31 protein-coding genes are annotated in these 24,300 nt (G+C 29.3%); 14 read left to right on the top strand and 17 right to left on the bottom strand.

Annotated elements, in window-relative coordinates; translation table 11 throughout:
- Window positions 1-2 precede the first annotated feature (2 nt).
- Genes pgeF through lgt form a run of 3 tightly spaced genes read right to left on the bottom strand, consistent with a single transcriptional unit; the run spans window position 3 to window position 2,566 of the window.
- Entirely contained in the window at window positions 3-761 is a 759-nt protein-coding gene (gene pgeF / locus ACIJYI_RS05660) for a peptidoglycan editing factor PgeF (RefSeq protein WP_435113544.1), read from the bottom strand.
- Entirely contained in the window at window positions 754-1,806 is a 1,053-nt protein-coding gene (locus ACIJYI_RS05655; protein WP_435113542.1) for an SAM-dependent methyltransferase, read from the bottom strand. Before ACIJYI_RS05655 ends, pgeF begins: the two co-directional genes overlap by 8 nt.
- Window positions 1,787-2,566 (bottom strand): prolipoprotein diacylglyceryl transferase, encoded by a 780-nt coding sequence (gene lgt / locus ACIJYI_RS05650; RefSeq protein WP_435113540.1) that lies wholly within the window; start codon window positions 2,564-2,566, stop codon window positions 1,787-1,789. Before lgt ends, ACIJYI_RS05655 begins: the two co-directional genes overlap by 20 nt.
- Before the next feature lie 32 nt (window positions 2,567-2,598).
- Here lgt and ACIJYI_RS05645 point away from each other — a divergent pair, with 32 nt between their 5' ends.
- Window positions 2,599-2,847, top strand: a complete 249-nt coding sequence (locus ACIJYI_RS05645; protein WP_435113538.1) for a hypothetical protein — start codon at window positions 2,599-2,601, stop codon at window positions 2,845-2,847.
- Here the strand turns inward: ACIJYI_RS05645 and ACIJYI_RS05640 are convergent.
- The 3 genes from ACIJYI_RS05640 to ACIJYI_RS05630 are packed head-to-tail and all read right to left on the bottom strand — an operon-like array spanning window position 2,840 to window position 5,247.
- Complete coding sequence (locus tag ACIJYI_RS05640; protein WP_435113536.1) at window positions 2,840-4,159, bottom strand: ATP-binding protein; 1,320 nt, start codon at window positions 4,157-4,159, stop codon at window positions 2,840-2,842. The two genes, ACIJYI_RS05645 and ACIJYI_RS05640, sit on opposite strands and share 8 nt — an antisense overlap.
- On the bottom strand, window positions 4,140-4,817 hold the full coding sequence (locus ACIJYI_RS05635) for a response regulator (protein WP_435113534.1): 678 nt from the start codon (window positions 4,815-4,817) through the stop codon (window positions 4,140-4,142). The genes ACIJYI_RS05640 and ACIJYI_RS05635 overlap by 20 nt, the downstream gene beginning before the upstream one ends.
- Window positions 4,810-5,247 carry a MarR family winged helix-turn-helix transcriptional regulator gene (locus ACIJYI_RS05630; protein WP_435113532.1) on the bottom strand — a complete coding sequence of 146 codons (438 nt, stop codon included), beginning with the start codon at window positions 5,245-5,247 and terminating at the stop codon, window positions 4,810-4,812. The genes ACIJYI_RS05635 and ACIJYI_RS05630 overlap by 8 nt, the downstream gene beginning before the upstream one ends.
- 71 nt (window positions 5,248-5,318) lie before the next feature.
- Between ACIJYI_RS05630 and ACIJYI_RS05625 the strand changes: the two genes are divergently transcribed.
- The gene (locus ACIJYI_RS05625; RefSeq protein ID WP_435113530.1) at window positions 5,319-6,200 is read left to right on the top strand and encodes a branched-chain amino acid aminotransferase; all 882 of its coding nucleotides are present in this window, start codon (window positions 5,319-5,321) and stop codon (window positions 6,198-6,200) included.
- On the opposite strand, the gene pgsA is transcribed toward ACIJYI_RS05625, so the two are convergent.
- Genes pgsA through uvrB form a run of 5 tightly spaced genes read right to left on the bottom strand, consistent with a single transcriptional unit; the run spans window position 6,197 to window position 11,933 of the window.
- Complete coding sequence (gene pgsA, locus ACIJYI_RS05620; protein WP_435113528.1) at window positions 6,197-6,781, bottom strand: CDP-diacylglycerol--glycerol-3-phosphate 3-phosphatidyltransferase; 585 nt, start codon at window positions 6,779-6,781, stop codon at window positions 6,197-6,199. The two genes, ACIJYI_RS05625 and pgsA, sit on opposite strands and share 4 nt — an antisense overlap.
- 2 nt (window positions 6,782-6,783) lie before the next feature.
- On the bottom strand, window positions 6,784-8,619 hold the full coding sequence (gene uvrC, locus ACIJYI_RS05615; RefSeq protein WP_435113526.1) for an excinuclease ABC subunit UvrC: 1,836 nt from the start codon (window positions 8,617-8,619) through the stop codon (window positions 6,784-6,786).
- Window positions 8,606-9,031 carry a dihydroneopterin aldolase gene (locus tag ACIJYI_RS05610; RefSeq protein ID WP_435087903.1) on the bottom strand — a complete coding sequence of 142 codons (426 nt, stop codon included), beginning with the start codon at window positions 9,029-9,031 and terminating at the stop codon, window positions 8,606-8,608. Before ACIJYI_RS05610 ends, uvrC begins: the two co-directional genes overlap by 14 nt.
- Window positions 9,028-9,780, bottom strand: a complete 753-nt coding sequence (locus tag ACIJYI_RS05605; RefSeq protein WP_435113524.1) for an SDR family oxidoreductase — start codon at window positions 9,778-9,780, stop codon at window positions 9,028-9,030. The genes ACIJYI_RS05610 and ACIJYI_RS05605 overlap by 4 nt, the downstream gene beginning before the upstream one ends.
- A complete protein-coding gene (gene uvrB, locus ACIJYI_RS05600; RefSeq protein WP_435113522.1) occupies window positions 9,762-11,933 on the bottom strand; it encodes an excinuclease ABC subunit UvrB in 2,172 nt (723 codons plus the stop codon). Before uvrB ends, ACIJYI_RS05605 begins: the two co-directional genes overlap by 19 nt.
- A 35-nt stretch (window positions 11,934-11,968) precedes the next feature.
- On the opposite strand from uvrB, the gene ACIJYI_RS05595 reads away from it, so the two are divergent.
- Entirely contained in the window at window positions 11,969-13,168 is a 1,200-nt protein-coding gene (locus tag ACIJYI_RS05595) for a pyridoxal phosphate-dependent aminotransferase (RefSeq protein WP_435113519.1), read from the top strand.
- On the opposite strand, the gene ACIJYI_RS05590 is transcribed toward ACIJYI_RS05595, so the two are convergent.
- On the bottom strand, window positions 13,160-14,179 hold the full coding sequence (locus ACIJYI_RS05590) for an NAD-dependent epimerase/dehydratase family protein (RefSeq protein ID WP_435113518.1): 1,020 nt from the start codon (window positions 14,177-14,179) through the stop codon (window positions 13,160-13,162). The two genes, ACIJYI_RS05595 and ACIJYI_RS05590, sit on opposite strands and share 9 nt — an antisense overlap.
- Before the next feature lie 41 nt (window positions 14,180-14,220).
- A complete protein-coding gene (trxB, locus tag ACIJYI_RS05585) occupies window positions 14,221-15,165 on the bottom strand; it encodes a thioredoxin-disulfide reductase (protein ID WP_435113515.1) in 945 nt (314 codons plus the stop codon).
- A gap of 21 nt (window positions 15,166-15,186) precedes the next feature.
- Here trxB and ACIJYI_RS05580 point away from each other — a divergent pair, with 21 nt between their 5' ends.
- Together ACIJYI_RS05580 and ACIJYI_RS05575 are read left to right on the top strand one after the other, a co-directional pair.
- Complete coding sequence (locus ACIJYI_RS05580; protein ID WP_435113513.1) at window positions 15,187-16,131, top strand: mitochondrial fission ELM1 family protein; 945 nt, start codon at window positions 15,187-15,189, stop codon at window positions 16,129-16,131.
- Complete coding sequence (locus ACIJYI_RS05575; RefSeq protein ID WP_435113511.1) at window positions 16,131-16,793, top strand: hypothetical protein; 663 nt, start codon at window positions 16,131-16,133, stop codon at window positions 16,791-16,793. Before ACIJYI_RS05580 ends, ACIJYI_RS05575 begins: the two co-directional genes overlap by 1 nt.
- Before the next feature lie 5 nt (window positions 16,794-16,798).
- On the opposite strand, the gene ACIJYI_RS05570 is transcribed toward ACIJYI_RS05575, so the two are convergent.
- A complete protein-coding gene (locus ACIJYI_RS05570; RefSeq protein WP_435113508.1) occupies window positions 16,799-17,326 on the bottom strand; it encodes a hypothetical protein in 528 nt (175 codons plus the stop codon).
- A gap of 79 nt (window positions 17,327-17,405) precedes the next feature.
- Between ACIJYI_RS05570 and ACIJYI_RS05565 the strand changes: the two genes are divergently transcribed.
- Window positions 17,406-18,122 carry a Crp/Fnr family transcriptional regulator gene (locus tag ACIJYI_RS05565; protein WP_435113506.1) on the top strand — a complete coding sequence of 239 codons (717 nt, stop codon included), beginning with the start codon at window positions 17,406-17,408 and terminating at the stop codon, window positions 18,120-18,122.
- A 40-nt stretch (window positions 18,123-18,162) separates the two neighbouring features.
- Here ACIJYI_RS05565 and ACIJYI_RS05560 read toward each other — a convergent pair whose 3' ends face one another.
- Complete coding sequence (locus ACIJYI_RS05560) at window positions 18,163-18,606, bottom strand: Hsp20 family protein (RefSeq protein WP_435089854.1); 444 nt, start codon at window positions 18,604-18,606, stop codon at window positions 18,163-18,165.
- 160 nt (window positions 18,607-18,766) lie between these two features.
- Between ACIJYI_RS05560 and ACIJYI_RS05555 the strand changes: the two genes are divergently transcribed.
- The 8 genes from ACIJYI_RS05555 to ACIJYI_RS05520 all read left to right on the top strand — a co-directional run bounded on the left by ACIJYI_RS05555 (window position 18,767) and on the right by ACIJYI_RS05520 (window position 23,847).
- Window positions 18,767-18,937, top strand: coding sequence for a hypothetical protein (locus tag ACIJYI_RS05555; protein ID WP_435113504.1), 171 nt, complete (start codon window positions 18,767-18,769; stop codon window positions 18,935-18,937).
- 324 nt (window positions 18,938-19,261) lie between these two features.
- Complete coding sequence (locus tag ACIJYI_RS05550) at window positions 19,262-19,903, top strand: aspartyl/asparaginyl beta-hydroxylase domain-containing protein (RefSeq protein WP_435085421.1); 642 nt, start codon at window positions 19,262-19,264, stop codon at window positions 19,901-19,903.
- The gene (locus ACIJYI_RS05545; protein WP_435113502.1) at window positions 19,891-20,145 is read left to right on the top strand and encodes a DUF6868 family protein; all 255 of its coding nucleotides are present in this window, start codon (window positions 19,891-19,893) and stop codon (window positions 20,143-20,145) included. Before ACIJYI_RS05550 ends, ACIJYI_RS05545 begins: the two co-directional genes overlap by 13 nt.
- A gap of 173 nt (window positions 20,146-20,318) precedes the next feature.
- Window positions 20,319-21,404, top strand: coding sequence for a copper-containing nitrite reductase (nirK, locus tag ACIJYI_RS05540; RefSeq protein WP_435085418.1), 1,086 nt, complete (start codon window positions 20,319-20,321; stop codon window positions 21,402-21,404).
- Between the two features lie 4 nt (window positions 21,405-21,408).
- Window positions 21,409-21,642: a hypothetical protein gene (locus tag ACIJYI_RS05535; RefSeq protein ID WP_435085416.1), complete on the top strand. Its 234-nt coding sequence runs from the start codon at window positions 21,409-21,411 to the stop codon at window positions 21,640-21,642.
- Window positions 21,639-22,061 (top strand): plastocyanin/azurin family copper-binding protein, encoded by a 423-nt coding sequence (locus tag ACIJYI_RS05530; protein WP_435113500.1) that lies wholly within the window; start codon window positions 21,639-21,641, stop codon window positions 22,059-22,061. Before ACIJYI_RS05535 ends, ACIJYI_RS05530 begins: the two co-directional genes overlap by 4 nt.
- Window positions 22,062-22,063: 2 nt before the next feature.
- Window positions 22,064-23,152: a ribonucleotide-diphosphate reductase subunit beta gene (locus ACIJYI_RS05525; RefSeq protein ID WP_435113498.1), complete on the top strand. Its 1,089-nt coding sequence runs from the start codon at window positions 22,064-22,066 to the stop codon at window positions 23,150-23,152.
- 11 nt (window positions 23,153-23,163) lie between these two features.
- On the top strand, window positions 23,164-23,847 hold the full coding sequence (locus ACIJYI_RS05520; protein WP_435113496.1) for a 2OG-Fe(II) oxygenase: 684 nt from the start codon (window positions 23,164-23,166) through the stop codon (window positions 23,845-23,847).
- 2 nt (window positions 23,848-23,849) lie between these two features.
- Here ACIJYI_RS05520 and ACIJYI_RS05515 read toward each other — a convergent pair whose 3' ends face one another.
- On the bottom strand, window positions 23,850-24,038 hold the full coding sequence (locus ACIJYI_RS05515) for a hypothetical protein (protein ID WP_435113494.1): 189 nt from the start codon (window positions 24,036-24,038) through the stop codon (window positions 23,850-23,852).
- Between the two features lie 44 nt (window positions 24,039-24,082).
- Window positions 24,083-24,295, bottom strand: a complete 213-nt coding sequence (locus ACIJYI_RS05510; protein WP_435089843.1) for a heme exporter protein CcmD — start codon at window positions 24,293-24,295, stop codon at window positions 24,083-24,085.
- Window positions 24,296-24,300: the final 5 nt, after the last annotated feature.

The following is a 24,300-nucleotide window of genomic DNA, read 5'->3' as shown; positions in this document are numbered from 1 at the left end:
ACCTAATTAAGCATAATTATTGAAATATTTCTACCATAATCATTATGTTTTAATTTTAAAGCTCTTCTTGCACTAAAAAATTTATTTTTAATATCAAAAGTATCAATTTTTATACTGTCTATACTTTTGATGTTATTAGCTTGAAGAGAAGAACGGATATACTTAGTTAAATCAAAATATAGTTTTTGTTTATTAATTTTAAAAAATTTATTATTGTTTTTATCTTTTTTAATAAATTTTTGTCTAAAATCTTCCCTAACTTCATAATTTTTCACTGAAATTGATGGACCAATTACAGCGGTCATATTTTTTAATTTACAACCTTTTTTTACCATGAAATTAATTACCTTATCTATAATACCCTTAAAGGCACCTTTCCAGCCAGCATGGATAGCAGCAATCATATTTGTCTTGTTATCATAAATTAGTATTGGAGCACAATCAGCAGTCAAAACAGCAATGGGTAAACATCTTTGATTAGTTATTATGGCATCAGCTTTGGGTTTTATTTTCTTGTTATAATTTTCATTAACATAAATAAATTTATTACTATGTATTTGATGGATTAAAAAAATATTTTTCGCTTTTTTACTAATTTTTTTTCTTACAATTTCCAGATTTTTTTCAACATTTAAACTCTTATCTCTTGAGCCAGGACCACAATTTAGACTTTTATAAATTTTAGTTGATTTGCCACCAACGCTGTTAAAGAAGCCGTGTTTTAACACTTTTATTTTTGTTAGTTTTTTAGATTTAATCAACTTGAAATCCTGTTTTGAATTTATTTTTTTTATCTTTTATAAGCATCACTTTAAATAATTCTCCCATTTGTTTTTCATCTATTAGACGTCTTATTCTGTAGAATAAGTCAGTTTTTTTAGAAAAAGGAATATTTTCACTTACAATCTCTGCTCTTTGAAGTATTCCCATGCTAGTTAAAAATTTTTTTTGATTAGTAATAAGTGTATTCAGATTATGATATTGGCTAGTGAATTTTTCAAATAAATTAAAGTTTATATTATAGGTTATATCTGAGTGACCAATATTTTCTAAAACATTTGAATATTTATGATTATTAACAGCTTGTAAGGTTTCACGCATTTTGTAATTTAAATATCCGTAATCAATTATTAATATTCCACCATTATTTTTTTGGATTTTATCACAAATAATTCTTAAGTACTTAAATGCCTCTGGCGAATACTCAATAATATTTTGATTTTTAGATATTTCAAAATTTAACCTTTGTTCAATGATTTTAATATTAATTTTTTGTTCATCAAAACTAGCTTTTTTTGGATTTTTCAAGTTTACGAATCTTTCAAACCAATTATTTTTTTTCTTAAAAAATTGCTTAATCGGAATAGCATCAAAAAATTCATTTGCTAAATATAAGGTTGGGTCTGAATTGATCTTATCAATATCTTTTACCCATGATATTTTTTCAGATTTTAAATTTCTTTTTTGTTGATTTATTAATAATTCACTTTTTTCATGGATGATAAAGTTACAAGTATCAAAACACTCTGGAAAATTTTTTAAAGTGTTATTAATCACCTTCATCATCTCACCATTACCAGCACCTAATTCTAATAAATTAAATTTTTTAGGTGAGCCAATACTTTTCCAAAAAGTTATTACCCAAATAGCAATTATTTCTGAAAAAAGTCTTGTAATATTTGGAGCAGTAATAAAATCACCTTCTTTTCCAAAAGGGTTTTTTTTCATGTAATAGCCAGTGTCTTTATCGTATAGTGCTAATTCGATAAATTTATCTAAAGGTATATTAGTTGATCTTATTTTCATTTTTAAAATAAAATAGAATTATTCCAAATAAAATAAATATTAAACTTATAATCTGCCCCATGGATAAATCTAAAATTAAGTAACCTAATTGTTCATCTGGTACTCTAAAAAATTCAATAAAAAATCGAAAAATAGAATAAAAAATTAAAAATAAACCTGAGATCAAACCTGGTTTTTCTAAAAAATTTTTTTTTCTAAAGTAAAGTAAGATTATAAACAAAATTAGTCCCTCTAAAATTGCTTCATAAAGTTGTGATGGATGTCTTGTTAAACTATCTATTTGAATAAATGTTACAGACCAAGGAACTTCTGTTGGAATTCCATAAAGTTCTGAATTTATAAAGTTAGCTATTCTCCCAAAAAATATTCCAATTGGCGCTACCAATGATACTAAGTCCATATACAAAAATGAATCTTGATTATTTTTCTTAGCAAATAATATGCTGGCAATAATGACGCCCATTAAACCTCCGTGGAAAGACATTCCACCTTCCCAAACTTTAAAAATATCTAAAAAATTATTGATATAATAATTTAAATTATAAAACGTTATATATCCTAATCTGCCACCAATAATTATTCCAATAATCAGATAAGTTATATAGTCATCAAATTTTTCATTTATATTTGAATTTTTAATAAATAATTTTTTACATAATAACCAACCAATTATAATTCCAGCAATGTATGCCAATGAATACCATCTGATTTCAAATGACATGATCTGGAAAGCAACTGGGTCAAAATTATTGATGAACATTTTAAATAATACTTATAAAGTATATCTTATATATGAAAAATTCTAAATTTATAATTGACAAGCTTGGAAAACTTTTTGAGCAAGGTCTAATTTCATCAAAAGACATTAGTTCAGAAATTTTGAATATTTTAAAATCTAAAAGAGACGAAATTGTTTTTAAAATGAAGATTACAAGCAAAGATGAATTTGATGTATTATCTAAGAGAGTTGAAATCTTAGAAAATAAATTAAATAAATCAAAAGTAAAAGTAAAAGTAAAAAAAAGAAAAAAAACTAGATAGGCAAAAAGATCTTAACTCGTAATCCATTCATCTTAGATTTTTCAAGATTTATATTTCCTCCATGTGATCTAATTATATCTGAGGCAATTGATAGTCCAAGGCCAACACTTGATTTTGAGTCAGCCCTACCTTTGTCAATTTTATAGAAAGGCTTAAAAACATTTTCATGTTCATTAATATTTATACCAGGACCATCATCATCAACTGTTATAAATAAGTTTGTATTTTTTTTAGTTAGTTTAATTTCAACTTTATTTGCATATTTTAAGGCATTATCGATTATATTATTTAGACATCGATTGATTAAGTTTTTTCTTCCATTTAAGTAAATCCTTGAAGCTAAATCTTGTGAAATATTTTGACTGTTATATTTTCTTATAATTTGATCTATTAATTCTGAAAGGTCAAACATCTCATCAGTTTCTGAATATGATGAACTAGTAAATTGAAGATATTCATTAAGCATTTTTTCCATTTCATTGATATCTTCGGTTAATTTTTTACCTAAGTCTTTGTCATTTATAAAAGCTATTTGTAGTTTCATTCTTGTTAATGGAGTTCTCAAGTCATGACTAATCCCTGACAACATTTCAGTTCTTTGATTAAGATGTCTCAATATCCTTTTTCTCATTTTATCAAACTCATGCCCTGCTTGTCGTATCTCCATTGCTCCAGAAGGTTTAAATTCCTCAATCTCTTCACCTTTACCAAATCTTTCAGCGGCTCGTGCCAGGTTAGTGATTGGCCTTGTTTGGTTTTTTAAGAAAATTAGTGAAATAATCACCATAATAATTGCTGGGACCGTAATCCAAAGAGCAAATATTCTTGCCGATGAACTCGTAACTCTATCTTTTGGTATTAAGAATTTAAAATATCCATTTTGATATTGTATTCTTAAATCAATTAATTCTTTGTAGGTTGTGGTATCAAACCAATATTTTTTAAATTCAAAATTAGATTTTAATTCTCTTCTTAGAGTTCTGTCTATCGGACTAAACCATCTCTCATTATATTCTATTTCAAATTTTTTATTTTCTAAAAATTCTATATTTAAGTCTAAAAATAAAGAAAAAGTATTGGTTAATTCATTTTTGTCTATTTTCTCATTGTCATAAACTTCTATAAATGTACTAATTTCACTTACCAAAGCTCTCGTCATTCCTTTGTTAGTTTTGATCCAAAGACTATCAAAAAAAACAATAGTTATAACTAATTGTATTACTATGATTGGTACTGCAACAATTAGAAGGGCCCTATAAAATAATCTTTTAGGTAATATTTTTTTTAGAAAATTACTCAATCCAAAGAACATACCCAGCTCCTCTTATTGTTTGTAAAAATTTAGGATTTTTAGGATCAATTTCAATCTTTTTTCTTAATCTAGTTATAATTACATCAATTGATCTTTCTTTGTCTAGATCAATTAATTGACCTATATTTTCTCTTGAAAATGTTTGGCCAGGACTATTGATCATTTTCTCTAAAATAATTTTTTCTGTATTGTTGATTTTAAATTCTTTATCATTTTTAATAATTAAAAGTTTATTTAAATCAATTTTTAAATTTGAAAATTCTATAACTCTTTTTTGATCAGTTTTTATGGTTTTATTTAAAATATTCCTTATTCTTAAAATAAGTTCTTTTGGTTCAAATGGTTTAGGTAGATAATCATCAGCACCAACTTCTAGTCCTTGAATACGCTCAGAAGCTTCACCTTTAGCTGTTAAAAGTATTATAGGGGTATCTAATTTATTTTTATGATCTTGAATAAATTCTAAACCGCTTTTTCCAGGCATCATGATATCTAAAATTATCAAATCAAATTTTATAACTTTAATCTTTTCCGAAGCATTTTCTGCATTATTGGCAGTTGTAACTAAAAAGTTATTTTCATTTAAATATTTTTTTACTAAAGATCTAATGCCATCATCATCATCAACAACTAGAATATGTGCAATAAATTTATCCATTTATAATCTTGGTTAACACGTTATCAAAATTAATTACCTCTTCTGAGCCAGAGTTAAGTAATGCATTATAGATCCTTTTTTTTTGTAGATTAAATATTTCATTAAATATTTTTTTTCCATTTTCATTTAAAAAGACATGTTTAACTCTTGTATCTTGATCATCTTTTTTAAATATTATAATCTCAAGTTTGATTAAATCTTTGAGAACTCTATTTAAGCTTTGTTTAGTTATTTTTAATCGTTTTAAAAGTTCTGAAATAGAGATGCCTTCATACATAGATATCAAATGTATAACCTTATGATGAGCTAAACCAATAGAATGCCGATCTAATACTTTTTTTGCATCAGAGAACGTCTCTCTATAACTGACAAATAACTTTTCAATTAATTCTTTCAGCTGCTCATCTTTTAAATATAAAAGTTCTTTCATTATAGGTAAGTTATATTGACATATTACAGATACAAAGATATTTTTCAGTTATAATTTAATAAATTTCATACATGATACCCTACGATAAAAGATCTGGAAAAATTTGGTATAATAATGAGCTTATAGACTGGGCTGATGCCAAGATACACGTCCTTAACCATGGGCTTCATTATGCTAGCTGTGTTTTTGAGGGTGAGCGTGTTTATGAGGGCTCAATATTTAAATTAGAAGAACACACAGCAAGACTTTTTTATTCAGCTAAAAGAATGGGAATGACAATTCCATATACTGAGAAAGAAATAAACGACGCAAGTAATAAAATTATTTCAGTCCAAAATGTTGAAAATGGATATGTAAGGCCCACTATTTGGAGAGGCAGTGAAATGATGGCAATTTCCGCACAACAAACAAAAATTCATGTAGCTATAGCAACTTGGGAGTGGGGATCTTATTTTGATCCTAAACTTAAAGTGGAAGGAATTAGATTAAATATTTCCAATTGGAGAAGACCAGCCCCTAATACAATACCCTGGGATACAAAAGCTTCAGGTCTTTATATGATTTGTACTTTATCAAAACATGAAGCTGAAAAACAAGGCTTTACCGACTCTCTAATGCTTGACCATGAGGGAAATATTGCTGAAGCAACTGGAGCAAATATTTTTTTCAAAGATAAAAATGGAGAAATTCACACTCCAATACCAGACTCTTTTTTAGATGGAATAACAAGAAGAACTGTTATTGAAATTGCTAAGTCTAAAAATATTAAAGTTCATGAAAGAAAGATTAATCCATCTGAACTTTCTAGTTTTGATGGATGTTTTTTAACTGGAACTGCTGCAGAAGTTACACCTGTATCATGTATTGCTGAAAATCAATTTAAAGTTTGTGGAACTATAATTGATTTGAATGAAAGCTATCAAGCTTTAGTAAGAAAGAAAAAAGCAGCTTAATCTTTATTATCTTCAGACATTGCGTGATCAATACCTTTGCGCATATAATCATAGCCTGTAAATAAAGTTAAAAATGCTGACAACCAAAGAAGAATAATTCCAATTGTTTGAGCGTTATAGTCTTGGAAATTAATAATTTTATTTCCTGTTTCACCTGATAACAAAAGAGCTATGGAAACCATTTGTAAAACAGTTTTTAACTTTGCAAGATTTGATACCGGAAGTTTAATTCTTCCCTTGGCTAAAAATTCTCTTAATCCTGAAATTAAAATCTCTCGAGTTAGTATTATAATTGCTGCAATAACTTCATAGTGTCTAATAGTTCCATCCATTACCAGTAAGATAAGTGCAGTGGCTACTATTATTTTATCCGCTATTGGATCTAACAATTCGCCCAACTTAGACTCCTCACCAAGCATCCTAGCCAACATTCCATCTAAAAAATCAGTAAACGAGGCCACAATAAATAATATTAGTGCAGTTAAATCTCCATAAAAGCCGGGAAGATAAAAGGCTAAAACAAAAAATGGGACTATAATTATTCGTCCGATTGTTAGAATATTTGGAATTTTTCTAAGCATAATTATTCGTGAAAAAAGTTATATATCTTTTTTGCAACTTTTTCCTCAACACCTTCTACAGACTTTATCTCATCAAAACTAGCAGACTCAACAGATCTAGCAGAACCAAAATGGTTCAATAAGGCCCTTTTTCTAATAGCACCGATACCATCTATTTGATCTAGCAAAGATTTTGATAATCCTTTGGCTCTTTTGGCTCTATGAGAGGTAATTGCAAATCTATGTGCTTCGTCCCTAAGTCTTTGCATAAAGAATAAAGTTGGATCATTTTTCTCAAATTTATAGCTTTTACCATTATAGAAGAAAGTTTCATCTCCACTATTTCGCATTTTACCTTTTGCAATAGCTATCATTGGAAGATCATGAAGGCCCAACTCATCTAGCACATCTTTAGCTGAAGAATATTGACCTTTACCACCATCAATTAATATTAAATCTGGCAATGTTAAATAATTTCCTTTCTCTAAAATTGCTCTTTTAAACCTTCTAGATAAAACTTCTTTAAGCATAGCAAAATCATCTTGCTCAGCACCTTTTGTTTTTATATCAAATTTTCGATATCTCTTTTTAACAAAACCTTCATTACCAAATGTAACCATTGCCCCAACACTGTTGGTTCCTGAGATATGACTATTATCGTAAACCTCAACTAAATTGATAACATTTTTTAGATCAAATTTTTTGGCAACACCCTCAAATAAATTTTTATTATTATTTGTTTCGTAAAGTTTTCTATTCAGAGATTCTTTTGCATTTTTTTCAGCCATTGCCACAACTTTTGCTTTAGTTCCTTTTTTAGTAGTGTTGATAGAAATAGTATTTCCCTCTTTTTTACTCAAAGTTTCTTCTATTAACTTTTTATCTTTAATATCGCTATTAATTAGAACTAATTTTGGAACAGTTTTATTTTCGTAAAATTGCATTAAAAAAGATGACATAATTTCCGAGACATCTTGATCAGGATCATGTTTTGGAAAGTAAGCTTGGTTTCCCCAGTTTTGTTTTGACCTATAAAAAAAAACTTGAATACAAGCTTTCCCAGATTCTTTGTATCCAGCAATAACATCGGCATCAACTAGGTTTGCTTCATTAATTCTCTGAGAAGATTGAATGATGTTAAGAGATTTTATTCTATCTCTAAAAATTGAAGCTCTTTCAAAATCAAGTTGATCACTCGCAGCTTCCATTTCTTTAGAGAGATTTTTTTGAATATCTCTAGATTTGCCAGAGACAAATTGAATTGCTTGATCAACAGAACTTTTATAATCATTTTTATTTATGTAGCCTACACATGGACCTGAGCACCTTTTTATTTGATAAAGTATACAAGGTCTTTTTCTATTCTTAAAAGTTCCATCATCGCAAACTCTTAATTGGAATATTTTTTGAAGCATCTTAATAGTCCAGTTAGCAGTGCCTGCAGATGCAAAAGGTCCAAAGTAAAACCCTTCTTTTTCTTTTTTACCTCTATGCTTAGTGACCCTTGGCCATTGTTCTTTTTCACCAATAAATATGAATGGAAATGATTTGTCATCTTTAAGTAAAATATTAAACTTTGGTTTATGTTTTTTGATTAAGTTAGCCTCTAAAAGTAAGGCTTCACTCTCATTAGCAGTAGTTGTAATCTCTAACTTAAAGGTTTGAGACAACATTCTCTCTGTTCTTATTATGTGGTTTTTCTCCGCCACATAACTTTTCAATCTATTAGGTAGGTTTTTAGCTTTACCCACATAAAGAATATCATCTTTATGATTGAGCATTCTATAAACACCAGGACTTTTAGGAATTAATGGAAGCTCTTTTTTTATTACTTCTTTTCCAAGTTCAGAGCTTTTCATGACTTCTTTTTTTGGTAATTTGAATACCAACTGACGTACATTCTTTTAAAATCTCTAATTTTTCAATTTGCAGCATTATTTTACCAATACGTTTATCTTTAAATAGAATATCAAAAACATCTTCTGCTAGAGTTTCTAAAAAATTATAATGCTTATTTTTTGTAAGTTTTTTAATCAATTTGACTACTTGTCCATAGTTTACAATAGATTTGATGTCCTTATCGCTTGTAGGTTTTTTATCTTCATAATCAATTTCAAGGCTAAATTTTACTTTTTGAGGTTTTTCTTTTTCAAATTCATAATAACCAAGTTTTAGATCTAAGGTTAATTCTTTAATAAGAATTTTTTTTTCGTAGTTAAATAAACTTTTATTTTTATCTATTTTTACAACTTTAAAATTACTTTTTTTCATTCTTTTCCAATTACATCTGGTGTTTGCCAGTTTAAATTTTGTCCACTATCAATAGCTAATACTTGACCTGTAATAGAACTGTTTTTAATAAAAAAGTCAACAGCATTGCATATTTCTCTAACATCCACCTGTTGTTTTAAAGGTGTAGCTAAATATTGTTTTTTAAAGTGCTTATCTGTTTGTCGTTTATTCTTTATTGTTGGCCCAGGTGCTATACCGTTTACTCTTATGTTGGGGGCCAAACTCATAGCGCTAGTTTTTGTTAATGTGTAAAGTCCAGTTTTACTTAATGTGTATGAAGTAAAAAATGGAGTTAGTTTAAAAACTCTTTGGTCAATAATGTTTATAATATTATTGTTTTTACCTTTTATATTTTTTGCAAATTCTTTTGTTAGGAAAGCAGGGGCTTTTAAGTTCACATTTAAATGATTATCCCAACTTTTAGATGTAAAATTTTTTAAATTATCATTTTCAAACAATGAAGCGTTATTAATTAAACAATCAAAGTATTTTAATTTTGATTTTGCAAACTTAATAATTTTTTTTAAATCATTTTCTTTGGATAGATCTCCTTTAACCAACCAAACTTTTGTTTTATTTTTCTTAAGTTCTTTTTGTAACTTCTCAGCATTTAATTTTGATTTGTTATAATGAATAACAATTTCCACATTTGGGCCTGATAGCTTTTTAGCAATCGCAGCACCCATTCTAGTTGCTGCTCCTGTTATAATTATTTTATTTGCTTCCACTTTTTTTTACCTTTTTGCGCTCTTGTTCCTGGAAGACCCATAGTTGATCTACCTTTTGGATACATTTTATTATTTGAACTATATTTTTTTACTTTTGGATTTAAAGTAATTTCTAGCTCAGATGCCTCAAGTTTTCTTATTTCGTCCCTAATTTTTGCAGCTTCCTCAAACTCAAGGTTAGTTGCTGACTCTTTCATTCTTTTATTCAGGGCTTTTAGGTGTTTCTTAAGATTGCCACCAATATTTTCATCAGTTCCAACTTTTACATAATCTTTCTCATAAACGCTTTCAAGCACATCTCCAATTTCTTTTTTTATACTTGTTGCACTAATCTTGTGTTTTTTGTTGTAAGCTACTTGAATAGTCCTACGTCTATCTGTTTCTTTAATTGCATTTTTGATACTTTTTGTTTCCTTATCCGCATAAAGAATAACTTTACCTTCTAGATTTCTTGCAGCTCTTCCAATAGTTTGAACCAAAGAAGTCTCAGATCTTAGAAAGCCTTCTTTATCTGCATCTAAAATTCCAACTAATGCACACTCTGGAATATCAAGTCCTTCTCTTAGTAAATTAATTCCAACTAATACATCAAATACTCCAAGCCTTAGATCTCTCATGATTTCAATACGCTCTAGGGTATCGATATCAGAGTGCATGTATCTAACTTTGATACCATTTTCGTGAAGATACTCAGTTAAATCTTCAGCCATCTTTTTAGTTAAAGTAGTGACTAATACTCTAAAGTTATTGTTAATTACTTTCACGCACTCATGCATTAAGTCATCAACCTGGTTTTTTGCAGGTCTTATTTCAACAGGTGGATCAATTAATCCTGTTGGTCTAATTATTTGTTCGACAAATTTATTTTTTGTTTGTTTTAATTCCCATGGCCCTGGGGTAGCTGATACAAAAACTGTTTGAGTTCTCATTGCATCCCATTCTTCAAATTTAAGCGGTCGGTTATCCATGCAAGAAGGTAATCTAAAGCCATACTCCGCAAGATTACTTTTTCTTGATCTGTCACCTTTATACATTCCATTTAATTGAGGAACAGTTACGTGACATTCATCAACAAAAATTAGAGTATTGTCTGGAAAATATTCAAATAATGTAGGAGGGGGCTCTCCAGGTTTTCTTCCAGATAAAAATCTTGAATAGTTTTCAATTCCAGCACAAGATCCAGTTGCTTCAATCATTTCTAGATCAAATTTAGTTCTTTCTTCTAATCTTTGTGCTTCAAGTAATTTATTTTGTTCTTTAAATTTTTTTAAAGTTGCCTCTAGTTCTCTTTTAATTTTAATTATTGCTTGTTCAATAGTTGGTTTGGGTGTGATGTAGTGACTGTTAGCATAAACTTTAATTACATCAAGTTCACTAACCAAATCTCCTGTTAAAGGATCAAACTCTTCTATTTTTTCTAATTTGTCTCCAAATAAACTTAATCTCCAAGCACGATCTTCTAGGTGAGAAGGAAAAATTTCAAGATATTCTCCTCTAGCTCTAAAAGTTCCTCGATAAAAATTTTGATCATTTCTTTTATATTGAAGTGCTACTAAAGATTTTATTAATTCTTCTCTATTGTAATCATAATTAGTCTTTAAACTTAAAGTCATCTTACTATAAGCCTCAACAGAACCTAATCCATAGATACAAGAAACACTTGATACAATAATTACATCATCTCTCTCTAGTAATGATCTTGTTGCTGAGTGACGCATTCGATCGATTTGTTCATTAATTGAAGCTTCTTTTTCAATATAAGTATCTGATCGTGGAACATATGCTTCTGGTGTGTAATAATCATAATAAGATACAAAATATTCAACAGCGTTATCTGGAAAAAAAGATTTCATTTCTCCATATAGTTGAGCTGCTAGAGTTTTATTAGGTGCAAGAATTAGCGCTGGTCTGTTAGTCTTTTCAATAACTTTCGCCATTGTAAAAGTTTTTCCAGATCCAGTTACACCTAGTAAAACCTGACTTAACTGGTCTTTATTTGCACCATTAACCAATTGTTTTATAGCCTCAGGTTGGTCACCAGCAGGTTTGAAGTCAGTTTTCATCTGAAACTTTTTACCACCCTCAAGTTTAGGGCTTATCGCAGGATTTTTATTCTGCACAGCTGTAATTAAATCTTGATAAGTGTTCTGCATTATTTATAAAACTAGTAGATTAAAATTATATTTCAATGAGCATAATATCAGACAGTTTAAAAAAAATTAAACCATCACCAACGATTGCTGTAACTCAAAAAGCGAGAGAATTAAAGGCTGCTGGCAAAGATGTAATAGGCCTTGGAGCAGGAGAACCAGACTTTGATACTCCGGAGAATATCAAACAAGCTGCAATTAAAGCAATTAATGATGGAGACACTAAATATACTGCAGTTGACGGAACCCCAGCTTTAAAAAAAGCAATAGTAGAAAAATTCAAAAAAGAAAATAATCTAGAATACACAACTGACCAAGTAACAGTTGGGGCAGGTGGAAAACACGTAATCTACAACGCAATGATGGCAACTCTCAATGAAGGAGATGAGGTTATTGTTCCAGCACCTTATTGGGTTTCTTATCCTGATATGGTTTTATTAGCAGGTGGAACTCCAATCATTTTAGAGTGTAATGAAAAACAAGGGTTTAAAATTAATCCAGCTGAATTAGAAAAGTCTATAACTCCAAAAACTAAGTGGATTATACTAAACTCACCTTCAAATCCAACTGGCGCTTGTTATACGGAGGAAAATATTCGAGAGATTGCAAAAATTTTAGAAAAACATTCTCATGTTCATATTTTAAGTGATGATATTTATGAGCACGTTACTTATGAGGGTTTTAAATTTTTTACTATTGCTCAAATTGATAGTTTAAAAGAGAGAGTGCTTACCATGAATGGTGTAAGTAAAGCTTATTCAATGACTGGTTGGAGAATAGGATATGCAGCTGGTCCAAAAGATATCATTAAAGCAATTGCTAAAATTCAATCACAATCAACAACTAACCCATCTTCAATTAGCCAAGCAGCTGCAGTTGAAGCATTAGTTGGAACTCAAGATTTTATAAAAGAAAGAGCAACTTCTTTTCAAGAGAGAAGAGACTTTGTTGTTAAAGCATTAAATGAAATTGGTGGAATTGAATGCTTAAATCCAGACGGTGCATTTTATGTTTTTCCAAGTTGCAAAGGTTTAATGGGCAAAAAAGATTCAAATGGAAATGAATTGAAAACTGACACTGATTTTGTTCAATCTTTATTAGAGAACAGTGGCATAGCAGTTGTTCAAGGTTCTGCATTTGGCTTAGAAGGTTTCTTTAGAATTTCTTATGCTACTTCAATGGAAAACCTTAAAAAAGCTTTAGAGAAAATATCTACTTTTTGTAAAAGTCTAAACTAAACCAAGTCTAATTACAGAATTTCCAGCATCTACAATACTATCTTTTGCAGGTTTAAATTTCATACCCAATAAATCTTCAGAATATGAAGTATCTGTCTGCATTAGAATTCCTAATTCAGGTACCATAAGTTTTGCAGATGAGTCCAAGTAACTAATTAGCTTTAGCATAAAGTTTGGCATTTCTTTTTTTGGTAGTTTTTTTGCGTATTGTGGAAATGCTTCTTGCATAATTTTAGAAATCTCAAGCATTTTTTTAACTTCTGAACCAATCAACAAACGTCTGCCATTTACTTTAGAATTTTTTAATGAAAGTACATGTGCTTTTGCTACATCTTTTACATCAGAAATTAATATTCCAAAATTTGGCGCCATTGGATATTTTCCTTTAAGGAAAAGTTGAACATATTTAGTCGATGTATTTTCTTTATCATCTAATGCATCACCATTAACACCACCTGGATTAATTACAGTTAATTTATCTTTCAATCCTTTGCTTTCCATTAATTCCCAGGCAACTTTCTCAGCTTTAGTTTTAGATATAATATAATCGTTAGAACCATTCCATTCAGTATCTGACCAATCATTTTCTCCGACATTGTAAGGGTTGGTTCTATTTGGTCTTTTAAACATTGCGGCTATTGATGATGTTAGAACTATCTTTTCAACGTTAGCCTCTATACCCGCATTTAAAACTCTTAAAGTTCCCCCTCTAGCAGCTGGAACTAAAGCTTCTCTATTTCTTGAACTTTTCATGGGATAAGGAGAAGCAGTATGTATAATATATTTACAGTCTTTAGCAGCCTCATTCCAACCTTCATCTTTTAAAAGATCCAATTCAACAAATGATAATTTATCTGTTGAAACATATTCGCTTATAGTTTTTTTAGTTTTCTCTAATGAATTTTGACTTCTAACAGTTCCCAAAACTTCATATCCAGAATTTAATAATTCAATTGCTATATGTTTCGCTATCCAGCCACTTATTCCAGTTAGTAGTACTTTATCAGTCATTTTGTTTTCCTTTAGTTTGTATTAAGTTTTAATGGTTCTTATCAGTGAGATAAAAATTTTTCAGCTTCAAGCGCAGCCATACAGCCCATCCCTGCAGCTGTTACAGCTTGTCTAAAAGTTTTGTCTTTAACATCTCCAGCAGCATAAACTCCAGGGACATTAGTTTCTGTAGAATCTGGTTTAGTTAATAAATAACCCTCTTTATCCATATTTAATTGTTCTTTAAATAAGGCTGTTGCTGGATCATGACCAATTGCAATAAATAACCCATCAACCTTCATTTCTTGAATATCGTTAGTTTTTAAATTCTTAACTTTAATTGCTTTAACATTTTTAGGATCATCATCTCCGATAACTTCATCAACAGCACTATCCCAAATAATTTCAATTTTTTTATTTTCCATTAATTTTTTTTGAAGCATCTTTTCAGCTCTTAGTTCATCTCTTCTATGAATTAATTTAACTTTTGATGCAAATTTTGTAAGAAACATTGCTTCTTCAACAGCAGCATTACCACCACCGACAACTGCAACTTCTTTATCTTTAAAGAAAAAACCATCACAAGTAGCACAAGCTGAAACTCCAAAGCCTCTAAATTCTTGTTCTGATTTTAAATTTAACCATCTTGCCTGAGCGCCAGTAGAAATAATTATGCTATCAGCCGTATATTTTTGACCACTATCACCAACAGCTTCAAATGGTTGAGATTTTAAATTTACTGATGAGATATGATCTTCAATCATTTCTGTTCCAACAGCTTTAGCCTGATCTTTCATCTGATCCATTAACCAAGGACCTTGAATTACATCTGCAAAACCTGGAAAATTTTCAACATCAGTAGTTGTTGTTAATTGCCCACCAGGTTGAACACCATAAACTAAAATTGGATTTAACATTGCACGTGCTGCATATACTGCTGCAGTGTATCCGGCAGGACCAGATCCTATTATTAACACTTTTGTGTGTTTTGTTGGATTTTGACTCATATGAAAGCTATATAGTGATTAATGACTAAATTAAAAGGCATATTATTAACTCAAGGAATGCATGGCATGATTAGTCAGGTAGAAGGTTTGGCAAAAGCTTTAGATATCGATTTTACACACCACACAGTTGAACCAAATAGTTTTTGGAAAGTGCTGCCACCTAAGTTGACACCAATTTCACAAAATGTGTATAAAAAAATTAATCAAGATGACTTTGATGTGATTATATCTTGTGGACGCAAAAGTGTAATTCCTTCAATTCATTTAAAAAATAAAGCTAATAAAAAAGTATTTAATATTCATATTCAAGATCCAAAAGTAGATTTAAATCATTTTGATTTTATAGTAGCTCCAGAACACGATGCATTAGAAGGCCAAAATGTTATCAGTACTAAAGGTGCCATTCATTATCTTACAGAAAATGAAATAAGTGAAAATCAAGATTATCTAAAATCATTAATTAAAAATGATGAAAGAAAAGTTTGGACTTTGATCTTAGGAGGGCCAACAAAGTATTACGATTATTCTACAAAAAATATGAAGCATATTTTTACAATGTTATATAAATTATTAAAAAAACATGATTTCCAACTGGTTGTAATTCCATCAATGAGAACACCAATAAACACAATTCATTATGCTAAAGAATTTTTTGGAGACAATCATACAGTTATAATGGATGTTGATAAAAAAGCCTATCTATCATCCTTAGCAATTGCTGAAAACATTATTGTTACATGCGACTCTAGCTCAATGATATCTGAGGCAGCTTTAACAGGAAAACCTATTTATGTAGCTAATATTTTGCCTAAAAAAAATGACAAAAGATTTCAAAGATTTAGAAATTTATTTCGAGAATTAAATATAACTAGAATTTTAGGTGAAGAGATTGAAAATTGGAACTATCAAAAATTAGACGAAACGAATAGAGTAGCAAGTATTATCAAACAAAAAATTAATTCATAATGTCACTTTTAGATTCAATTCAAAATCAATCAAAGAAACATGAATTTCCTTTTGATCACTGGGAATATAATAATGCTCTGTCTGATGCAGCCATTGAGGAAATTATTAAAGCAGATATTCCAGATGTAAGTAAACATAATCTTAATTATGATGGAACAAGAGCAATAGATGGTGGTGCTGCTGAGTTTAGAGAGGGGATAGCTTCAGGTGGAGAGGCAATAAAATTTAGATGTTTTGTAACAAAAGAAAATGAAAAACAATTTCCAAATTTGGTAAAATTTATTAACGAACTTCAATCTAAAGAAGTGTATCAAACTATTTCAAAAATGATCAATAAAGATTTATCAAACTCATATGTAAGAGTTGAAGTTATTTGTGATCGAGAGGGATTTTGGTTAAAACCTCATTGTGATATTAAAGAGAAACTAATGTCAGGACTAATATTTGTTAATAATGCTAACGAGTCAGAGGAGCTTGGAACAGATTTCTATAATGATAAATTAGAAAAAGTTAAAACAGTTCCTTACAAAAATAACTATGGATACATGTTTACAAGTGGTCCCAATACTTGGCACGGTATGGAAAAAAAGAAAATAGTTAAAGAAAGACGTTGTATTCAGGTAAATTATGTTACCTTTGAAACAGACTGGAAAGTTTTATAATTTAATTAAAGCTCTTTATTAGCTGTTAATATTTTATCAATTTTAATAAAGGTTCTCCATCCATCAGAATTAACAATTTTTTTTTCATATTTTTTTCTTACTAAATCAAATGAAGAATTAAATCTTGGTAATTCAACAATTTCACAGCTATTGTTTTCGGCAATATCAATAGCTTTATTAGTAAGTTGTAGATAAACTTTTTTTTCTAAAACAGGACTTGAAGAAATTAAATTTTCTACAACTAAACATTTAGAAAATTCTTTTTTAACATTTTTAGAAAAGCCTTTATTTATAATGTCTTGCATTGAATAAATTAGCAAACCAACATTGTACAAAGAATTATTTTTTGCAACCAAGATACCGTTCGACTCTTGTTTTAGAACTAATCTAATATAACTTTTTAATCTGTCTAACCCCCAAGATGGAAATTCTTCAGCTAATAAAGGTAAAATACCCATTAAGTTTAAGTCACTATCTTGAAATCTTAAAATATTGAGACCTGGCAGATTGTTCGTATTATTTGTACTAAGCACACTTTGTATCTATCCTAAATTTAAAAGAACTATTTGATCTGGATCAATAACAATTTATACTTTGTTTATATATTTTAGTATGCAGTCAGCACAATTAAATAAAGAATTTAACGAAAAGAGCAGATGCTCAGAGTGCAATATTAGACCATACTCATTTTGCAGATGTTTACAGGAGGAAAAGCTTAAAGAATTTTCAAATATTTCATCAGAGAAAAAATTTGAAAATAAAACAAACATTTTTTTACAGCAAGATGATGCTAAAAATATTTATAATATTACAGAAGGAAATGTAAAAATTTATCAATTAATTGATGATGGCCGTATTCAGATAATAGGTTTTCTCTACCCTGGAGATTTTTTTGGTTCTTATAAAAATGGTAAATACAATTATTGTGCAGAAGCTATTGGCCAGGTGCGTGTATGTGTTTTTGAACAGAAAAAACTAGATGAATATATTGATAAAAATATGGTTCTTGCGAAAGAACTTTTAAATCAAACATCTCATGAATTAACACTGGCTCAAGATAGAATGGGTGTTCTTGGAAAACTAGATGCTACAGAGAGACTTGCTAAATTTTTAATGAATATTTCAGATCAAAGAAAAAGAATTGGCTGGCAAAACAATCCGATAAGTTTACCAATGACAAGACAAGATATAGCTGATTACCTAGGTTTAACAATTGAAACAGTGAGTAGAGAAGTTTCTAAATTAAAAACTTCAAACATAGTTAAAGTCTTATCTTCTAAGCAAATCTATATTAACGATTTCGATAAATTATCCAATCTTTCAAAATAAATTAAATAGCCTCAGCATTTAACTGAGACTATTCATAATATTATTGCCTGCTAGTAATTGGTATTTCCTCAACATATTTTGGCAAAGGTTTTTCTTCTCTTAACTTAATTGATAATAAACCTTTTTCCATGATCGCCTCTTTGACTTTTATATCCTTGCTTATAATAAAGCTGGCACAGATATTTTCTTTTTCAACACCTTTATAAAGATATTCTTTATCATCTTTTTCAATTTTATTATTTGAAGAAGACTTTATTATAAGAACATTATCTTCAACACTAACTTTGACATTTTTTTTATCAATACCAGGTAATGCAACTTCAATGTTGTAGTCTTGTTTTCCTACCTTCGTAATATTGTAGCCACCTCTGTTAGTTTCAAAAGCATCCATTTCTCTATGATGAATATCTTCAAAATGTTTAAACATATCATCAAAACCAACTGAAAAAGGTTTTAACGAGTCTATAATTGATAGTGATTTCATTTTTCTCCTTTCTATTAATTTAAACTAACAAAACATGAAAAAAAAAATTTGGTTTAAATCAAAATTATGAATTATTGATTTTGATCAAAACTGATATTTTTTGATGCATATCAGTGCAAAAATTAATCATAAAAATATATTTGTAACGAAAGGAGTAATAATGAACTACATGTTAACTAACAGACCTTATCACGGTAAGGCTAATATTGCGATTGCAATGATGTTCATTGCATTTGCGGTTATGTTGATTGCTGTTTATATGCCAGAATTTACTTCTAATCTTAAGACTGGAGTAGGCGGTACTGGTTTAGATTACAATCAAATACCATAATATAAAAAATAGATGGGTCCGGACCCCAATTTTAGTTTTGATTTAAATCAATATCAAATTTTAAAAAACATCTATTTTACAATTATGAAAATACATAATCTTGTAAAAACTTTGATACTAGCCATAGCTATAAGTTCTTTAATTACTTTTGCTACTATTCTGATTTCACCATATCTTTTTTAGGAAAGGCCCCACCATTTCAGAGACAATGTTGGTACTCGTAGGGTAGATACATGGTGAGACCTACTTATTTGTAACAGAATAAATCTTAATATTTTTGATTCACATCAACTTTTTCTTTTTAAATTTCTTTAAAAAAAAATCATGTCAATTAAAGATCTAGTTTATAAAGTTCCAGGTTTATCATTTGATGTTAATAGACTGGTTGACACTTATAGAGAAATCAAAAGAAAAAAAGAATTTGATCAAGGTGATGGGTCAGTGTCACATATAGATAGTATTTCTCTTAATAAAATTCCAGGTAATGATGATAGTACATCTGGAAAATATTCATGGGGACTTTATTGGACAAAACCAGATAGTTCAGGTCAAGAGGTGGCTAGAGCAGATTATATAGAGGAAAATAATTTCACAGAGTTTTTACCAGAGTTTGAAAACACATATTTTAAATTTGTTTACGATATATTATCTAGAAGATTCGCTTTAGGAAGAACTCGAATATTAAAAAAAGGACCAAGATCAACTTTGAGTTGGCATAAAGATCCAGAACCAAGGTTACATATACCAATTATTACTAATCCAGGATGTAGATTTGTAATTGAAGACAGATCTTTTCATTTACCTGCAGATGGGGGTGTATGGATAGTTAATGCAAAAAAATATCATAACTTTTTTAATGGTGGAGAAGAGGATAGAATACATTTGGTAGCAACACTTCCACATAGTAAATTATTTACTAAAAGAAAATACACTTACAATCAACTTTGGGATCAATGGGCGAGCTAGATTCAAATTTTTTAGTAAATTTTTTAGCGTGGCTAATCATAGCTAACTTCTTATTTATAACTTTTCGAGTATTTATATTTGGAAGTTTTCCTAAAAGTTTTATTTATAAAATACATCATTCATTCTTTAAAGTTTCACATAAAGATTTTGCAAAAGCACATTACAAAGGCATCATTCTTCATGTAACCTTAACAGTTTTTTTTGTTTTGATTCCTTATATTGTTTTAAGATATTCAATTTAATCTCATAAAATTTTTATCCACCTAACGTTTGACACAAATCAAATTATAAAAACTTTGATCAAGATCAAATAAAATTTTGAATCAGTCATTAAGGTAATATTTATGGATACAAAAAATTATATATCTATCTTTATCTCTTTAATATTAATTTCAATTACATTACAGGCAAAAATATGAATACAAAAAAATATATATCTATCTTTATATCGTTAATATTAATTTCAATTACGTTACAGGCAAAAAGTGGTGAAGCAGATAAGCTTCCTGTAGTTGTCCAGGAGCTAGTGCCGGCACCAGCAGTTCCAGCTCATAACATAGTTGCAAAAGGGGGACCTAAAGTAATTAAAGTGAGAATGAGTATTACAGAAAAAGTCATCACTATTGATAAACAAGGAACAAAGTTCAGAGTTTTTGCCTTTAACGATAGTGTTCCAGGGCCACTTATCGTTGCCCATGTTGGAGATTATATTGAGCTAACATTAGTCAATCCTAAAAAAAATAACTTTGAACACAATCTAGATTTTCATGCAGCAACAGGTGCTTTAGGTGGAGGAGGTCTTACACATATTTTACCAGGTGAAGCAGTAATACTAAGATGGAAGGCAACTAAACCAGGGGTATTTGTTTATCACTGTGCACCAGGTGGTGCCATGGTGCCTTGGCACGTTGTTAAAGGAATGAATGGTGCTGTTATGGTTTTACCAAGAGATGGATTGAAAGACAGAGAGGGAAATCCAATCAAATATGACAAAGCATTTTACATTGGAGAACAGGATTTTTATCTTCCAAAAGATGATAATGGAAATTACAAGGAATATATTCACCCAGGTGATGGTTTTAGTGATGTTTTAGAAGTGATGAAAACATTAACACCTACTCATGTAGTATTTAATGGATCAGAAGGTGCGTTAGAGGGAGATAACGCTTTGACTGCAAAAGTAGGTGAAACGGTAATGTTTATCCACGCACAAGCAAATAGAGATACACGACCTCACTTAATTGGTGGACATGGTGATTATGTATGGCCAAACGGATCGTTTAATGATCCTCCAAGAACTAATTTAGAAACTTGGTTTGTACCAGGAGGCGCAGCTGGAGCAATGGTTTATAAATTTAGACAACCAGGAACTTATGTTTATCTAAATCACAATCTTATTGAAGCGTTTATCTTGGGGGCAAAAGCTGAAGTGAAAGTAACAGGTAAATGGAATAATGATTTAATGGAACAACTAATGGAGCCTACAAGAATTGCAGATTAATAATATGTATGTATTCGATAAAAGCTTGAATGAAAGTATAACGCTAGAAAAAATATCAAAATTACAAAATGAAAACAAATATCTCAAAGATGAAATGGATGAAGAATCGCAAAAGTTTATACAAACTATAAGTGTTCTTAAAAGAGAGATTGAGTTTTATAAAAATAATACTGATATTTTGAATAGAGAAATTAAAAATCTAAAAAAAACACAAAGGAGAAAACTGTTTACATCATGAAAAAATATATATTAATACTTTTTTTAATATTTTCTAATTATGCGATGAGTGAAGAAATAAATATTAAAATGTTGAATAAGCTAGATAAAGAAAGAATGGTTTATTCTAAAAAGATTATCAATATTAATGTTGGTGACAAAGTTTTTTGGGAATCAACAGACAAGGGACATAATGTTGAATTTATAAAAGGCGGCGTACCTGATGGTGTAGAAAAATTTAAATCTAGATTAAATGAAGATGTAAGTTATGAATTTACTATTCCAGGTATTTATGCCTATTGGTGCACTCCTCATAAGAGCTTAGGAATGATAGGGTTTGTTATTGTTGGTGATGATAGATCTAATTTAGACTTGATTAAAAAGATAAGATTTTTTGGACAGTCTAAAAAATTAGCTCAAGCATTAATTGATCAAATATAAAAATGGCACAAACAGTAAAAAATAATTCTGATATATCTAAGCTCCCAAATAAAAGTGGATTAATGACTGGTGATCCAATTTATAAACCCTTTAGATATCCTTGGTGTTATGATGCTTGGTTAACACAACAAAGAATTCATTGGCTGCCAGAGGAAGTTCCGTTAGGAGATGACGTAAGAGATTGGCAAAAAGTAATTTCTGCTTCAGAAAAAAATTTATTAAAACAGATATTCAGATTTTTTACACAAGCAGATGTTGAGGTGAATAACTATTATATGGGACACTGTATGAATGTATTTAAACCGACAGAAGTGAAAATGATGTTGTCTGTATTCTCTGCGATGGAAACAGTTCATATTGCTGCTTATTCTCACTTATTAGACACAATAGGTTTGCCAGAGACAGAATATTCAGAATTCTTAAAGATCAAAGCTATGAAGGATAAATATGATTATCTTCAAAAATGTGATGTAAATTCTCTTCATAATATAGCAAAAACACTGGCAATATTTAGTGCTTTTACTGAGGGCGTTCAACTATTTGCTAGTTTTGCAATTTTACTAAACTTTCCACGTCATAATAAAATGAAAGGAATGGGACAAATCATAACTTGGTCAGTCAGAGACGAAACTTTGCACTGCAATTCAATGATAAGATTGTTTCAGGAGTTCATTAAGGAAAATAAAGAAATTTGGACAGATAAATTAAAAAATGAGATTTATGAGGCCTGTAGAATAGCAGTATCACAGGAAGATGCCTTTATCGATGTTTCATTTGAAATGGGACCTCTTGAAAATCTAAAAGCTCAAGAGGTAAAAGATTATATAAGATGGATTGCAGACAGAAGACTTGTTCAATTAGGACTAGATAGAATTTATAATATTAAAAAAAATCCATTAACTTGGTTAGATTCAATATTAAATGCCGTTGAGCATATGAACTTTTTTGAAGGAAGATCTACTGAATATTCAAAAGCTGCAACTCAAGGTACATGGCAGGAAGCTTTTGAAGAATTAAAATCACCTTATTTTGATTTACTTGAAAAAAATAAGATAATTGGTGAAACAGAATTTTTTAAACCCAAACATTAGTAGAAAATAAAATGTTAAATAAAAATGAAATAAAAGATAAACCAATATGTGAAAATTTTTCAGAATACAATGATGTTAGAAAGAATTTAAATAATGCTTTATCAATTAAAGACCCATTCAATCACTGGGCATTTGATAAAGTTCTACCAAAAGATTTGGTAGATAAATTTCTTAAACTTCCAATTGATCCACCAGTTATAAATTCTTATTCAGGTAAAAGAGAAAGCAATAATAAAACACGAATATTTTTTGATAATGAAAATTGTAAAAAATATGATTGCATGGAAGAGATTGCAGAAATTTTTAATAGTGATGGAATAATTAATACGTTAAGTTCAATTTGTAGTCAAGAATTGTCTAAAGGAAAACTTCGTATTGAGTATACATTAGATACAGGTGATTTTTGGCTAGAACCACATTTAGATATTAAAGAAAAAATGTTAACATTCTTAATTTATCTTTCAAGTGATACAAACACGTATGCAAAAGATTGGGGAACTACAATTTATAATAAAGATTTAACTTTCAATTCAAAAGTACCCTATAAGCAGAATACAGGATTTATGTTTGTTCCGGGTAAAGACACTTGGCATGGGGTGCCTAAACAATATATTTTTGGAGTTAGAAGGAATTTGATTATAAATTATGTATCAAGTGATTGGAAAAGTACTAGTGAACTTTATAAAATGAATTAAAATTATTTTTTACAATTACATTCTTTAACAAGAAAGAAATGAATTAATGCCATTGAAAACCACATCCAAGTCATTTCATTGATAAAAAATAAGGTGTTGCTATGAGATATCATTGCTCCCTGGTTAATATCTTTCCACAAAAATATAATTCCAAGAAATAAAAAAATAAGACCTGAGTAACTTGTTTTCATTAATTCCTATCTAATAAATCTAAATATTGTCAAAAAGCTATGTTTTAAGCCAATAATTTTCTATTAGTTTCTTGTCTGTAAGCCGCTTGTTTTTTTTCATTATCAAGTAAACCAAATTTTTTACGAAAGATTTCTCTCTCTTTCTCAAACTGTCGTTTAATTGAATAATGTAAAATTGAAAAACTTATAAGTGTAAAAATATATGCAGACCAAATATAAATTCCATAGCCATTTAGATATAATATTTCATTAATCATATTAT

It is taken from the genome of Candidatus Pelagibacter bacterium nBUS_36 (genome assembly GCF_051201215.1).
Classification (GTDB): Bacteria; Pseudomonadota; Alphaproteobacteria; order Pelagibacterales; family Pelagibacteraceae; genus Pelagibacter.
The sequence above is the reverse complement of the archived record's forward strand: the minus strand, read 5'-3'. Positions and strand labels throughout refer to the sequence as shown.